The organism is Streptomyces arenae, from assembly GCF_022343545.1.
Classification (GTDB): Bacteria; Actinomycetota; Actinomycetes; order Streptomycetales; family Streptomycetaceae; genus Streptomyces; species Streptomyces humi.
The window spans coordinates 246,854-260,633 of sequence record NZ_JAKQYH010000090.1 but is presented as its reverse complement, the minus strand read 5'-3'; the positions used below and the strand labels follow the sequence as shown (position 1 = coordinate 260,633).

The window sequence follows — 13,780 nt, the reverse complement described above, 5'->3', positions numbered from 1 at the left end:
GGTACCCCCGGCCGAAGGCTGGGGGAGGAACTGCGCGAGCAACCACGACGCACCCGCAGCCGCCGGCGCACCGGGCCCCCTTCCCCCGTGGGCGCTAACGCTCCCCCACCCGGTCGAGAAACGGCTCCACAGCCGCCCGCCAGGCCTCCGGCCGGTCGTACGGCAACAGGTGCCCGGCGTCGGCCACCTCCGCGTACTCCCCTTGCGGCAGCACCCGGACCATCTCCTGCGCCTCGGCCCGCCCCAGCTCCCCGTCGACCCCGCGTACGACCAGCGCGGGGCACGGCACCTGGGCCAGCTCCTCCCAGTGCGCGTCGTACACCCAGGTCTCCCGGGACCTCAGCATCCGGTCGGGATCGAACACCGGCCGCCAGCCGTCGCCGCACTCGTGCATCACCTCGGCGTAGAACTCCCCCCGCGCGGGGTTCGGCCGCTCCACCCAGGGGTCGTCCTCACCGAACCACTTGCGTACGTCGGCGAGCGTGGCGAAGGGGACGGGCCAGGACCGGAACCACTCGGCCCACTCCCGCTGCGAGGCCGCGCCCAGCGCGGACGCCCGCATGTCGCAGATGACCACGCCCCGCACCAGTTCGGGGCGCTTCGCGGCGAGCTGCCAGGCGGTCAGCGCGCCCATGGCGTGGCCGACGAGCACGGCCGGGGCGAGTCCCAGCTGCTCGACGGCGGCCGCGGCGTCCTCGACGTACGCCTCACGGGTGTACGCGGCCTGCGGGGGCTTGTCGCTCTGGCCGTGACCGCGCTGGTCGAGGGCGACGGCCCGGTGCCGCTCGGAGAGCCAGCGGGCGGTGGACGCCCAGTGCGAGGCGCGGCCCATCAGGCCGTGCAGTAACAGCACGCCGGGCGACGGCCGGTCCGGGTCGTCCGACTTGGGCGGGTCCGCGAACTCCCAGGCGGCGAGGTGTACGCCGCCGGCTCCTGTCACGTCGATGCGCCGTGCCATGGGCCTGGCACCCCCCTAGCTCCGCGTGCCTAGTGTCGCCTCGTATCGGTTCGTGATGCTTCGGTACCGCTCCAGACTATCGAATACCTATTCGAAAATCGGCTTGCTGCGGGCAACACCCCTCATTCGAGTGACCCCTCCCCAGGCATGATCGGCGCCGTCGGGGGGATTTCTTCTGCGGGGGGCGGACCGCTCGGGGAAAACGGTCCGAGGGGATGACCCTGGGAGCTCGGGGCTCCGGGTCAGCACCGGGGAGGACAGGCCCCGGCGCCGGAAGGCGCCGGGGCCAATCCCATGACCGCGTCGGCGTCCTCGGCACACCCTCCGCCCTCGGCACACCAGCCCCGCCCCCTCAGGTCACACGCCTTCCGCGACAGCCTTGCACGCGAAGCGTCCGAGCGCTGCGATTCGACGCAGTGAATCGCGATCCGACGCCCCCGACAAGCCCGCGACGGACATCGAAGCGGGCGCCAACTCCGTGACCAGCGGCGGAAGTTGGACGTTCAGCGCTTGGCGACGAACACATGGGAGGCGACGTCCGCCTCCAGCTCGGCCGCCTCACCGCCGCTGCCCACCAGCACCCCGCCGGCCGACTCCGTCACGCTCACCACCGAGCCCGGCTGCACACCCGCCCGCCGCAGCGTGTACATCAGCTGCGCATCGGTCTGGATGGGCTCACCGATCCGGCGTACGACCACGGTCTTGCCGTCGCTGCCCGGGTCCAGGTCGGCCAGCGACACCATGCCCGCGTCGAGGAAGGGATCCGCGCCGTCCTTCTCGCCCAGCTCCTCCAGGCCCGGGATCGGGTTGCCGTACGGCGACTCGGTGGGGTGCCGCAGCAGCTCGAGCACCCGCCGCTCCACGGCCTCGCTCATCACGTGCTCCCAGCGACACGCCTCGGCGTGCACCTGCTCCCACTCCAGGCCGATCACGTCGACCAGCAGGCACTCCGCGAGCCGGTGCTTGCGCATCACGCGCGTCGCCAGCCGGCGGCCCTCGTCGGTCAGCTCCAGATGGCGGTCGGTGGCGACGGACACCAGTCCGTCCCGCTCCATCCGCGCCACCGTCTGGCTCACCGTCGGTCCGCTCTGGTCGAGCCGCTCCGCGATGCGGGCGCGCATGGGGACCACGCCTTCCTCTTCAAGCTCGAGGATGGTGCGGAGATACATCTCCGTGGTGTCGATCAGTCCGGACATACGTGCCCCTCGATTACCTCTGCCGAATACCTCTGCCGGCGGCCCGGCCGCGTGCGCTGGCCCTGCAACCAATTCTGCCGGATCCCACCGACAACCGGGCCGCACCGGAAAAACGGGCGCACAGCCCCGTCGCAGGAACAGGCGCAGAACCTCGTCGCGGGAACGGGCGCACAGCCCCCGCAGGAACGGGCACGCAGCCCTCGCAGGAACAGGCGCACAGCCCCCGCAGGAACGGGCGGCGGCCCCGCCCACACCGGGGCCGGCCGCGCCCGCACCGACCCACCGGCCGTATTGACACCGAGATGGTCCAGACCGGAGGGTGATCCGCGACACAGACGCTGACACCGGCGCTGGCACCGGGTGCCGGAACCCGCGCTGACGCCGACCGTGCAAAGGGGCACCGCATGAGCGACGGCACACCCGCCGACCTGTTCCTCGACGCCGCCATCGGCCTCCTGCAACGGGTCCGCGAGGAGGAGGCCGAGGCCATCGCCACCGCGGGCACCCTCCTCGCCGACACCGTCGTCGCCGGCGGCCGGCTGTTCGCCTTCGGCGCCGGGCACTCCTCGCTGCCCGCCCAGGACGTCGTCTACCGCGCCGGCGGCCTCGCCCTCATGAACCTGCTCCCCGCGCCCGGCCTCGTCGGCGTCGACGTGATGCCCGCCACCCTCGGCTCCCGGCTGGAACGCGTGGACGGCCTCGCGACCGCCGTCCTCGACACGTCACCCCTCCGCCCCGGCGACGCCCTGGTGATCATCTCCCTCTCCGGCCGCAACGCCCTCCCCGTCGAGATGGCCGTCGAGGCCCGCCGGCGCGGCGCCAAGGTCATCGGCGTGACCTCCGTGGCGTACGCCGGGCAGACCTCGTCACGGCACTCCTCCGGCACGTACCTCAAGGACCACTGCGACGTCGTCCTCGACTCGAAGATCTCCGTCGGGGACGCCGAGCTCACCCTGGACACCATCCCGGCGCCCTTCGCGCCCGCCTCCACGGTCGTCACCAGCGCCCTGCTCCAGGCCGTCCTCGCCACCACCGCGGCCACCCTCGCCGACCGCGGGGTGGAACCCCCGCTCCTGCGCTCGGGCAACGTCGACGGCGGCCACGAATGGAACGCCCGCGTCTTCGCCGAATACGCCGACCGCATCTTCTACCAGCACTGACGCGACGCCGGCCCGCCATCGGGACCGACGCCGACGCGGGTACCGACGCTCGCGGGGGCTAACGCTGTCGCGTCAGGCCCGCCAGGTCCAGGGCCGTGGCGATACGCACGGCCACGTCCTCCGCGTACACCGCGTCCAGGCGTTCGAAACGGTTACGGCCCGGCCCACGCAGGAACGTCAGCACGCCCAGCGTCCGCCCCCGGCTGCGCAGCACCGCGCACATCGCGTGCACCGCGTCGCCGGGCCACTGCCGGTCCAGCGCCCACGCCCGCGCCCGGTCCGGCGGCACCGAACCGGCGTCCGCCCGCACGCTCCCGGCCCGCTGCACGCACTGGAGCGCCGGATGCCCCTCCTCGTACCGCACCGGCAGCCCGGCCGCGCCCGTCAGCAGGCTCGGCCCCGGCGCCCCGGTCGGCGTGGCGGCGATCCGCACCAACCGCACCGGCCCGACGTCCCCGTCCGCGCGCGCACCGCCCACCACCCGGTCGATCACCGCGTGGTCCGCGAACCCGGCCAGCGCGAAGTCGAGATGGACGGTGGCCGCCTCCAACGGCTCCTCGCACTCGGCCGCCGCGCGGCCCGCGCGGTGCAGCTGGTTGGCCCGGAAGCGCAGCACAGCAGCCTCCTGCTCGGTGAGCCTGGCCTCCGTGACGTCCTGGAACAGCCAGCCCACCCCGAGCGGAACCGGCTCCTCCGCGAGCGGCGACGCCAACCGCAGGAACCCGGACCGCCAGCACCGCCGCTGCTCGCCCTCCGGCGTCCGCACGCTCACCCACATCTCGGCCGGCGCGGGCGGCGCACCCTCCGCCAGCACGTGCGTGAGCGCGCTCTCCAGGTCCTCCACGCCCTGCGCGAGCAGCTCACCGAGCGGCCGCCCCAGCGCCGACGAACGCCCGATCCCGAGCGCCCGCGCGGCGTGCGCGTTGACCACGGCGGGCCGCAGATCCGCGTCGACCAGTACGACCCCCCAGGCCGCGTCCTCGAACAGGGCCTCGCTCAGCGCGATCGACCGCTCCAGGTCGATCTGCGCGTGCACCTCGCTGAACGCGCAGTACACACCCGCCGGCTTGCCGTCCGGTCCGCGCACGGCCGCCGACTGCGTCCGGACGAGGACCCGCCCGCCGTCCTTCGTGAGCAGCGCGAACTCGTGCACCTGGCGCCCGGAGGCGTGCATGGCGGCCATCAGCCGCCCCTCGATCTCCTCGGCGTCCGCCTCGCGCACCGCCCAGCCGGCGAACCCGCGCCGGCCCACCGCCTCGGCCGCCGTCCAGCCCAGGATGCGCTCCGCCTCACGGTTCCAGTGGGTGACGAAGCCGTCCGCGTCGAAGGCGCACAGCGCCGCGTCCATGCCGTCGAGGAGCGCGGCGAGCAGGTCGGAGCCACCCGAGTCCTCCGGAGCGTCCCGCTCCGGCTCCGGCTCGGGCTCGTCGGGCCCCAGCTCGTCCGTGGTCCCACTACGCCGGGAAGCACTCACCTGGACCCCCATCAGGCTGCGTCCGCACGCACGGCGCGTCGGTTCTCACTCACTACCTTCATTCAACTCGAACGTGACGCAGCCCACACTGTGTTCCCGAAGATTGAGAAAATCGTTGTAAGCCCCCGGTCACAGCACGAGCCGCAGATCCACCCACTCGTCGCTCTCCCCGTCCAGCACGTACCGCTCGACCTCGGCGAACCCGTACCGCGCGGCGAACCGCAGCCCGCCCTCGTTGACGGCCAGCACACACGTCTCAAGAGCCTCGGCCCCCCGCACCCCCGCGACCACCTGCTCGTACAAGGCCGCACCGAACCCCCGCCCCCGCCACCGCGGCAGCACCCGCACGATCACGGTCACCACCCCGTCGACGGCGGGCCGCACGGTCGAGCACCCCACGAGCACGTCCCCGACGTACGCGTTCTCCAGCCGGTACCCCCGCCCCAGCCGCTCCCGCGCCTCGGCCGCCGACATCGCGGCAGGCGGCACAACCACGTTGTGCACATACCGCCACTCCTCCAACGCCTCGCCCCCGTCGACAAGAACCACCCTCAGCCCACCCACGCCCCAGCCACCGTTCGTCATACCGGGCACGCTAGAGGCGCCACAAAAGTGGATCAAGAGCCGCCTGCGCCAAGCTGAGCGATCACGGCCACCTAGCAGGTGAATCACGTACGCGTTCGGGAAATCGGTCAGATCCGCATAAATGAGCGACTTCGGCTCGATCAAGCCAACAGTTACGGCCCGGATCAGAAGTTTCACCTGCACACCGAGGAAAGGAGGTCACTCGCTCCCCCGCCACGAGGCCGTGGAGTGACCAGCCCCAGTCATCGCGATCTCAGAATCAGGGAGGTGCCCCCGATGACTACGTTTCCCGCAGGCGAGCAGACCCACCAGGCTGTGCTTCCTCAGCAGCCCGCTCTGGAATCCGTGAGAGCAGACACCCCCGGGAGCAGGGACGAAACGGCTCACGGACACCCCGCCGCCGCGCGGGGCACCGGCAGGGAACATGGGCGAGGGGAGACCGACGGGACCGGCACCCCGGCCCGTCGACGTCACGCCAAGGGCGCTGCCACGGCGGCGCAGGCGGCAGAGAACGAGAGCGGTGACGCTCTCACACATGCACCCGAATACGCGGGTGGGAGCGGGGCCGGAAGGGTTTTCGTCCTCTCCAAGGACGGATGCCCACTCATGCCCTGCCACCCGGCCCGCGCACGCGAACTCCTCAGGAAAGGACGAGCCGTCGTCGCACGGCAGACACCCTTCGCCATCCGGCTCAAGGACCGCAGACGCGCCGAATCCGCCGTGGACGGCCTGCAACTACGCATCGACCCTGGCTCCAAAGGAACAGGACTCGCCCTCACCGACGAGAAGAAGGAATTCAGCGGAGACAGCCGAGTCGTCACAGTCCGGCGCGGGCTCTTCTCCATGGAACTCCAGCACCGAGGTGATCAGATCCACCTCTCCATGGAGCAACGCTCCGGATACCGACACCGACGGCGATCGGCAAACTGCCGCCACCGAGCTCCGCGACCGAACAACCGGAGGGCGGCCCAGGGCTGGCTCCCGCCGTCCCTCCGCCACCGCGTCGACACCACGTTCTCCCTGGCCCACCGACTCTGCCGCTACGCACCCGTCACCGAGATCCACCTCGAACGCACAGCCTTCGACACCCACTCCATGAGCGCGGGGCGCCGTCTCCAGGGCGTGGAACACGCCCAGGGCCCACTCGCCGGAAACACCACACGCTCATACCTCCACGCCAAGTGGAACAGCGCCTGCGCCTATTGCGACGCCATCGGTGTCCCTCTGAACATCGACCACGTACGACCCCGTAGCCAAGGCGGCTCGAACCGCATCACCAACCTCGTCCTCGCCTGCGTTCCATGCAACAGAGCCAAGGACAACCACTCCGCCGAGTCCTTCCTCGCCCATCGCCCCGACCGCCTCGCCAAGATCCTCGGCCAGCTCAGGTCCACCTTGCGGGACGCCGCCGCGATGAACTCGACGCAGGCGCGACTCGCCGAGGCGTTGGAGACGCTGGGCCGACCCGTGCATGCCTGGCCCGGCCAGCTCACCATGGTCAACCGTGCGGCCACCGGCCTCAGCAAGACGCACACCCTCGACGCACTGTCCATCGGTTACCTCGACCACGAGGGCGGAGACGCGATCGTACGGTTCCCCGAACGAGTCCTGGTCGCGAAGGCCACCGGCTGCGGCTCGTACGCGCGCACCACACCCGACCGGTACGGATTCCCGCGCCTACGGCGCTGCCGGACCAAGCAGCACTTCGGCTACGTCACCGGGGACCTCGTCCGTGCCATCGTCCCTTCGGGCAAGTGGGCAGGCACCTGGACGGGACGGATTTCCGTCCGGGCCAGGGGGCAGCACAGCCTCACCACGCCGCAAGGCCCCCTGAACGTCTCCCACCGGAATCTTCGGCTTCTCCAGCGCGGCGACGGGTACGGCTACAGCACCCGGCGAGAAGCGGGTCCGCAAGCATCTCCAAAAAACAGTTGAGTCCCTCGCAGGAGCTTCTTAGGGTGGCCGTACGTGAGAGAGGAGGTGATCGGGTAAATGAGTGAAACCCGGACGCGCGAGGTGGCTGCGGGCTAGCGGCTCGCCACCACACGATGTGCGGTGCCGGACCAGCGTGCGCGAGACGTGCGCAGCCGGCCCAATCCCAAGCAGTCACCCGACCCGCGAGCTCGCCGGTACGTCCGGCCGGCTCCTCCGTTCCGGCGGAGGGACCCGAGCTCGCGGGTCGTCTGCGTTCGCGGGGCCCGCTCAGGGGCTGAGGCGTTCCACGTGCCAGGTGGCGTCGGGAGTGGCGGTGTAGCGCAGGCGGTCGTGGAGGCGGTTGTAGCGGCCCTGCCAGAACTCGACCGTCCGGGGGGCGACGCGGAAGCCGCCCCAGTGCGGGGGCACGGGGACCTGTTCGCCCTCGGGGTAGCGGGCGCCGAGTTCGGCGTACGCGGTGTCGAGTTCGGCGCGGGAGCTGATGACCGCGGACTGGGTGCTGGCCCAGGCGCCGAGCTGGGAGCCGTGCGGGCGGGTGCGGAAGTACGCGGCGGTCTCGTCGCGGCCGGTGCGGCGGGCGATGCCGGTGACGACGACCTGGCGGCCGATGGGGTGCCACGGGAAGAGCAGTGAGACGTGCGGGTTCTCGGCGAGGTCGCGGGCCTTGCGGGAGTCGTAGTTGGTGTAGAAGACGAAGCCCTGGGTGTCGTACTGCTTCATCAGGACCGTGCGTGAGCTGGGGTGGCCCTGGGCGTCCGCGGTGGAGACGACCATCGCGTTGGGTTCGTAGATCATGCCGTCGTCGGCCGCGCGGACGGCCTGCCGGAACCAGTGGGTGAACTGGTCCATCGGGTGTGCGGCCAGGTCGTTCTCGTCGAAGCCCTCGGCCCGGTAGTGCCGGCGCATGGCGGCGGGGTCGTGGATGGAGTCGTCGGAGGCGGCGGCGTCACGATCGGTCACGCGGTCATCTTGCCGTACCGCCCCGGGCGCCAGCAGCGGGTGGCACTGAGTGCCGTTGGCCTCCCCAATTCTGGCACTCGGGGTTATGGTGCAGTTGCCTCCGCCTACACCCCAAGAGGAGCCGCCCCATGTCCGACTTCGTACCTGGGCTCGAAGGAGTCGTCGCGTTCGAGACGGAGATCGCCGAACCGGACAAGGAGGGGGGCGCCCTGCGGTACCGGGGCGTCGACATCGAGGATCTGGTGGGGCACGTCTCGTTCGGGAACGTGTGGGGGCTGCTGGTCGACGGGGCCTTCAATCCGGGGCTGCCGCCCGCCGAGCCCTTCCCGATCCCGGTCCATTCGGGTGACATCCGCGTGGACGTGCAGTCGGCGCTCGCCATGCTCGCCCCCGTGTGGGGTCTGAAACCGCTCCTCGACATCGACGCGGCGCAGGCCCGGGAGGACCTGGCGCGGGCCGCGGTCATGGCCCTGTCGTACGTCGCGCAGTCGGCGCGCGGGCAGGGGCTGCCGATGGTGCCGCAGAGCGAGATCGACAAGGCGCACTCGGTGGTCGAGCGGTTCATGATCCGGTGGCGGGGGGAGCCGGACCCGAAGCATGTGGCGGCCGTCGACGCGTACTGGACCTCGGCCGCCGAGCACGGCATGAACGCCTCGACGTTCACGGCCCGGGTGATCGCCTCGACCGGTGCGGATGTCGCCGCGGCGCTGTCCGGTGCGGTGGGCGCCATGTCGGGGCCGCTGCACGGTGGTGCGCCGTCCCGGGTGCTCGGGATGATCGAGGAGATCGAGCGGACCGGGGACGCAGAGGCCTACGTCAAGCAGGCCCTGGACCGTGGTGAGCGGCTGATGGGGTTCGGGCACCGGGTGTACCGGGCGGAGGACCCGCGGGCGCGGGTGCTGCGGCGGACGGCGCGGGAGCTGGGGGCGCCGAGGTTCGAGATCGCGGAGGCGCTGGAGAAGGCGGCGCTTGAGGAGCTGCACAACCGTCGGCCGGATCGTGTGCTGGCCACGAACGTGGAGTTCTGGGCGGCGATCATGCTGGACTTCGCTGAGGTGCCGGCGCACATGTTCACGTCGATGTTCACGTGTGCGCGTACCGCTGGGTGGTCGGCGCACATTCTTGAGCAGAAGCGGACGGGGCGGTTGGTGCGGCCGTCCGCGCGGTATGTGGGGCCGGGGGTGCGGAAGCCTCAGGACATCGAGGGGTACGCGGACATCGCCCACTGAGTTGATCTGTGCGGGTGTGTGGGCGGGTGCGGGTGGGTGGGGGCTGGTCGCGCAGTTCCCCGCGCCCCTGAAAAGCGGGCCCTTCGGGCCCTGCTTTTCATCCCAGCACCTCGTCCAGCAGTGCCGCCCACTGTGTCACCACCCGCTCCCGTCTCGCCTTGTCGTCCGTGAGCAGGTTCGCCAGGCCCAGGCCTCTTGCCATGTCCAGGAGGCCCTGGACCGTCTCGCGGGCGCCCGGGCGGGTCTCGTCGGCGCCCAGGAGGTCCACGGCGATGCGGTGGGTCTCGCGGCCGACCCGGGCTTCCAGTTCGGTGACCCGGGGGCGCAGCTGGTCCTCGTTGGAGGCGGCGACCCACAGGTGGAGGGCGGCGCGGAAGAGGGGGCCGGTGTAGAGGTCGACGAGGGCCGAGACGACGGCTCCGCGGTCGCCGGCCGTGCCCTGCGGGAACAGGGCGCGCAGGGCCGTGGAGCGTTCCTCGGCGACGTATTCGACGGCCGCCGTGAAAAGGTCCTCGCGGGTCGGGAAGTGGTGCTGGGCGGCGCCCCGGGAGACGCCGGCGCGTTCGGCGACGACGGCGACCGTGGAGCCCGCCCAGCCGTGTTCGGCGAGGCAGGCCACGGCGGCTTCCAGGAGGCGTTGCCGGGTGGCCCGGCTGCGGTCCTGTTTGGGGGCGCGGTCCGGTTGGGGCCCGCGTGCGCGTTCCGTCGTGCTCACACCACCCACGCCGCATCCCGTCGTTCGAGGAAGGCCGTCATCCCCTCGCGCGCGTCGTCGGAGGCGAACAGCCGGGCCGAGAGGGCGGTCAGGTGGGCCGCGTCCCGGTCGAATGTCTCCAGCACCCTAGCTGTGAGCAGCTGTTTCGTCTCGGCCAGGGCCTGGGGTGCGGAGCGGCGGATGCCGTCGAGGACGGGTTCGAGGGCGGTGTCGACGTCGTCGGCCGTGGTGGTGAGCAGGCCGAGGCGGACGGCTTCGGCGGGGGTGAAGCGTTCGCCGGTGAGGTAGTAGCGGGCGAGGGTCCTGGGGTCGGTGCGGGGCAGCAGGGGCAGGGAGATGACGGCGGGGGCGACTCCGATCCGCACCTCCGTGAAGGCGAAGGTGGACTCGGTGGAGGCGGCCGCGATGTCGCAGGCGGCGAGCAGGCCGAGGCCGCCCGCGCGGACGTGGCCGGTGACGCGGGCGACGACCGGCTTGGGCAGTTCGACGAGCCGGCGGAGGAGGCCGACCAGGGCGTCGGGGTGGGGTGGGTCGCGCAGGTCGGCGCCGGCGCTGAACGTCGTACCGGTGTGGGTGAGGACGACCGCGCGGACGTCGGGGTCCTTCGCGCAGTCGGTGAGGGCTTCGGCGAGTTCGGCGACGAGGGCGGCGGACAGGGCGTTGCGGGTGGTGGTGGAGTCGAGGCTGAGGGTGGCGACGGCGCGCGTGCGGGTCTGTCCGATCAACGTCATGGGCGCTCCTCGGGTTCCCGGGTCCTGGCGAGGTCGCGCAGTTCGCGGCGGAGGATCTTCCCGGAGGCCGCGCGGGGCACGGCGGTGATGAAGGTGACCTTGCGGACGCGTTTGTAGGGCGCGACGCGTTCGGCGACGTACAGCATGGTCTCGTTCTCGGTGAGGCCGCCGGCGGTGGGCTGGCGGACGACGAAGGCGTGCGGGATCTCGTTGCCGTCCTCGTTGTAGGCGCCGATGACGGCGGCGTCGGCGATGCCGGGGTGGGTGAGCAGGAGTGCCTCCAGTTCGGCGGGGGCCACCTGGAAGCCCTTGTACTTGATGAGTTCCTTGACCCGGTCGACGACGAACAGCCAGCCGTCGGCGTCGGCGTGCCCGACGTCCCCGGTGTGCAGCCAGCCGTCGGTGTCGATCATCGCGGCGGTGTCGTCGGGGCGGCCGAGGTAGCCCTTCATGACCTGGGGGCCGCGGATGAGGATCTCGCCGGGTTCGCCGGTGGCGACGTCCTTGTGGGGGTCGTCCAGGGACACGATCCGCATCTCGGTGCCGGCGATGAGCTTGCCGACCGTGCCGGGGGGTGCCTGGTGCATGGCGTCGAGGGGGACGACGTGGGTGCCGGGTGACAGCTCGGTCATGCCGTACGCCTGCCCGACCGGCGGCAGTCGGAGCCGCTTCGCGCAGGCCGCGGCGAGCTGGGCGTCCAGGGGCGCGGCGGCGCTCATGACGTACTTCAGGGACGACAGGTCGTACCGCTCGACCAGGGGGTGCTTGGCGAGGGCGAGGACGATCGGCGGGGCGACGTACAGGCCGGTGATGCGGTGGTTCTGGATGGCCGCGAGGAAGGTCTCCAGGTCGAAGCGGGGCAGGACGACGACCGTGGCGCCGTTGCGCAGGGGCGCGTTCATGAGCGCGGTGAGGCCGTAGATGTGGAAGAGCGGCAGGACGGCGAGGATGCGGTCGCCGGGGCCGGCCGGGACGGCGACGTCGAGCTGGGCGAGGTTGGTGGCGATCTGCCGGTGGGTGAGCATCACGCCCTTGGGGACGCCGGTGGTGCCGGAGGAGTACGGCAGTGCGGCGACGTCCTCGACGGGGTCGATGTCGACCTGTGGCTCGGGGGCCGCACTGGCGAGCATGTCGATCAGTGAGCGATGCCCGGTGGCGCTGTCGCAGACGAATATCTCCTCGACGCCGCCCGCGAGTTCGGCTGCCCGGCGGGCGGTCTCCAGCAGCGGTGAGATGGTGACGATCCAGCGGGCCGCGCAGTCCGTGAGCTGTTTCGCGAACTCTTCGGGCGTGGCGAGCGGGTGCACGGTGGTGACGGCGGCACCCGCGCGCGTGGCCGCGTAGAACGCCGTCGGGAAGGCCACCGTGTTCGGGCTGTGCAGGGCGAGCACATCGCCCTTGCGGACGCCCGCGTCGGCGAACGCGGCGGCGATCCGCCGGTGGAACCGGTCCAGTTGCTCGTAGGTGAGGGTGGTGCCGTCGGTGCCGTCGATCAGGGCGGGCGCGGCGCCGAACTCGGCGGCCCGGCCCAGCACGGCCTCGTGGATGGGGAGTTCTACGGGCGGAACGTCTGCGTACTCGCTGCGGAACACGGTTCCTCCAAGGCGGCCTTGGGCCTCAGGGCGACGTCGGTGCGGCCTGGGTGCGACCTCAGTACGACTTGGGCAGGCCGAGGGTCTGGTGGGAGACGTAGTTGAGAATCATCTCCCTGCTCACCGGAGCAATACGAGCCACGCGCGCGGCCGTTATCAACGAGGCGAGCCCGAATTCCCGGGTCAGTCCGTTGCCGCCGAGGGTGTGCACGGCCTGGTCGACGGCCCGCACGCAGGCCTCTCCAGCCGCGTACTTCGCCATGTTGGCGGCCTCACCTGCGCCGACGTCGTCCCCGGCGTCGTAGAGGTGGGCGGCTTTCTGCATCATCAGGCGGGCGAGTTCGAGGTCGATGTGCGCCTGGGCGAGGGGGTGGGCGATGGCCTGGTGCGCGCCGATGGGGGCCTTCCAGACGGTGCGGTCGCGCGCGTACTCGATCGCCTTGGACAGCGCGTAGCGGCCCATGCCGATCGCGAACGCGGCCGTCATGATGCGTTCCGGGTTGAGGCCGGCGAAGAGCTGGAGGAGTCCGGCGTCCTCGTCGCCGACGAGCGCGTCCGCGGGCAGCCGTACGTCGTCGAGGGTGAGTTCGAACTGTTTTTCGGCCGCGTTGAGTTCCATGTCGATGGGGCGCTTCTGGAAGCCCTCGGCGTCGGTCGGGACGATGAACAGGCAGGGCTTGAGGCGGCCGGTGCGGGCGTCCTCGGTGCGGCCGACGATCAGGACGGCGTCGGCCAGGTCGACGCCGGAGATGAAGACCTTGCGGCCGGTGAGCAGCCAGTCGCCGCTCGCCGGGTCGCGGCGGGCGGTGGTGGTGATGCGGTGGGAGTTGGAGCCGGCGTCGGGTTCGGTGATGCCGAAGGCCATGAGGCGGGTGCCGTCGGAGAGACCGGGGAGCCAGGCGCGTTTCTGGTCCTCGGTGCCGAAGCGGGAGATGACCGTGCCGCAGATCGCGGGTGAGACGACGAGCATGAGGAGGGGGGAACCGGCCGCGCCGAGTTCTTCGAGGACGATGGAGAGTTCGGTGATGCCGCCGCCTCCGCCGCCGTGTTCCTCCGGGAGGTTGACGCCCAGGTAGCCGAGTTTTCCGGCCTCCTGCCAGAGTTCGGTCGGGGGGCGGCCTTCGGCGATCGTGCGGGTGATGTAGGTGCGGCCGTATTTTGCGCCGAGGGTGGCCACCGCGGTGCGGAGTGCCCGGTGTTCGTCGGTTTCGATCTGGGGGGTCACTGTGGCTCCTTGGGGGGCGG

12 protein-coding genes are annotated in these 13,780 nt (G+C 71.5%); 3 read left to right on the top strand and 9 right to left on the bottom strand.

Annotated elements, in window-relative coordinates:
- Positions 1 to 94 precede the first annotated feature (94 nt).
- Together MB828_RS43230 and MB828_RS43225 are read right to left on the bottom strand one after the other, a co-directional pair.
- The gene (locus MB828_RS43230) at positions 95 to 958 is read right to left on the bottom strand and encodes an alpha/beta fold hydrolase (RefSeq protein ID WP_301652929.1); all 864 of its coding nucleotides are present in this window, start codon (positions 956 to 958) and stop codon (positions 95 to 97) included.
- Positions 959 to 1,461: 503 nt separating this feature from the next.
- A complete protein-coding gene (locus MB828_RS43225; protein WP_046734036.1) occupies positions 1,462 to 2,154 on the bottom strand; it encodes a metal-dependent transcriptional regulator in 693 nt (230 codons plus the stop codon).
- Between the two features lie 404 nt (positions 2,155 to 2,558).
- Between MB828_RS43225 and MB828_RS43220 the strand changes: the two genes are divergently transcribed.
- Positions 2,559 to 3,314: an SIS domain-containing protein gene (locus tag MB828_RS43220; protein ID WP_301652928.1), complete on the top strand. Its 756-nt coding sequence runs from the start codon at positions 2,559 to 2,561 to the stop codon at positions 3,312 to 3,314.
- Between the two features lie 58 nt (positions 3,315 to 3,372).
- Here MB828_RS43220 and MB828_RS43215 read toward each other — a convergent pair whose 3' ends face one another.
- Positions 3,373 to 4,788 carry a PAS domain-containing protein gene (locus MB828_RS43215; protein ID WP_301652927.1) on the bottom strand — a complete coding sequence of 472 codons (1,416 nt, stop codon included), beginning with the start codon at positions 4,786 to 4,788 and terminating at the stop codon, positions 3,373 to 3,375.
- 129 nt (positions 4,789 to 4,917) lie between these two features.
- Positions 4,918 to 5,373: a GNAT family N-acetyltransferase gene (locus MB828_RS43210; protein WP_301652926.1), complete on the bottom strand. Its 456-nt coding sequence runs from the start codon at positions 5,371 to 5,373 to the stop codon at positions 4,918 to 4,920.
- A gap of 276 nt (positions 5,374 to 5,649) precedes the next feature.
- Here MB828_RS43210 and iscB point away from each other — a divergent pair, with 276 nt between their 5' ends.
- Entirely contained in the window at positions 5,650 to 7,308 is a 1,659-nt protein-coding gene (gene iscB / locus MB828_RS43205) for an RNA-guided endonuclease IscB (protein ID WP_301652925.1), read from the top strand.
- Between the two features lie 267 nt (positions 7,309 to 7,575).
- Here iscB and pdxH read toward each other — a convergent pair whose 3' ends face one another.
- Positions 7,576 to 8,268: a pyridoxamine 5'-phosphate oxidase gene (gene pdxH, locus MB828_RS43200; protein ID WP_430381514.1), complete on the bottom strand. Its 693-nt coding sequence runs from the start codon at positions 8,266 to 8,268 to the stop codon at positions 7,576 to 7,578.
- Between the two features lie 128 nt (positions 8,269 to 8,396).
- On the opposite strand from pdxH, the gene MB828_RS43195 reads away from it, so the two are divergent.
- Positions 8,397 to 9,497 carry a citrate synthase 2 gene (locus MB828_RS43195; protein ID WP_301652924.1) on the top strand — a complete coding sequence of 367 codons (1,101 nt, stop codon included), beginning with the start codon at positions 8,397 to 8,399 and terminating at the stop codon, positions 9,495 to 9,497.
- Positions 9,498 to 9,594: 97 nt separating this feature from the next.
- Here the strand turns inward: MB828_RS43195 and MB828_RS43190 are convergent, their stop codons facing one another.
- Genes MB828_RS43190 through MB828_RS43175 form a run of 4 tightly spaced genes read right to left on the bottom strand, consistent with a single transcriptional unit; the run spans position 9,595 to position 13,760 of the window.
- The gene (locus MB828_RS43190; RefSeq protein WP_301652923.1) at positions 9,595 to 10,221 is read right to left on the bottom strand and encodes a TetR/AcrR family transcriptional regulator; all 627 of its coding nucleotides are present in this window, start codon (positions 10,219 to 10,221) and stop codon (positions 9,595 to 9,597) included.
- On the bottom strand, positions 10,209 to 10,943 hold the full coding sequence (locus MB828_RS43185; RefSeq protein WP_301652922.1) for an enoyl-CoA hydratase family protein: 735 nt from the start codon (positions 10,941 to 10,943) through the stop codon (positions 10,209 to 10,211). Before MB828_RS43185 ends, MB828_RS43190 begins: the two co-directional genes overlap by 13 nt.
- Positions 10,940 to 12,535, bottom strand: coding sequence for a 4-coumarate--CoA ligase family protein (locus MB828_RS43180; protein WP_301652921.1), 1,596 nt, complete (start codon positions 12,533 to 12,535; stop codon positions 10,940 to 10,942). The genes MB828_RS43185 and MB828_RS43180 overlap by 4 nt, the downstream gene beginning before the upstream one ends.
- A gap of 58 nt (positions 12,536 to 12,593) precedes the next feature.
- Positions 12,594 to 13,760, bottom strand: a complete 1,167-nt coding sequence (locus MB828_RS43175; RefSeq protein ID WP_301652920.1) for an acyl-CoA dehydrogenase family protein — start codon at positions 13,758 to 13,760, stop codon at positions 12,594 to 12,596.
- Positions 13,761 to 13,780 lie beyond the last annotated feature (20 nt).

Coding starts and splice junctions, on each gene's coding strand:
- MB828_RS43230 (WP_301652929.1), bottom strand. CDS start 958: ATGGCACGGCGCATCGACGTGACAGGAGCCGGCGGCGTACACCTCGCC.
- MB828_RS43225 (WP_046734036.1), bottom strand. CDS start 2,154: ATGTCCGGACTGATCGACACCACGGAGATGTATCTCCGCACCATCCTC.
- MB828_RS43220 (WP_301652928.1), top strand. CDS start 2,559: ATGAGCGACGGCACACCCGCCGACCTGTTCCTCGACGCCGCCATCGGC.
- MB828_RS43210 (WP_301652926.1), bottom strand. CDS start 5,373: ATGACGAACGGTGGCTGGGGCGTGGGTGGGCTGAGGGTGGTTCTTGTC.
- iscB (WP_301652925.1), top strand. CDS start 5,650: ATGACTACGTTTCCCGCAGGCGAGCAGACCCACCAGGCTGTGCTTCCT.
- MB828_RS43195 (WP_301652924.1), top strand. CDS start 8,397: ATGTCCGACTTCGTACCTGGGCTCGAAGGAGTCGTCGCGTTCGAGACG.
- MB828_RS43185 (WP_301652922.1), bottom strand. CDS start 10,943: ATGACGTTGATCGGACAGACCCGCACGCGCGCCGTCGCCACCCTCAGC.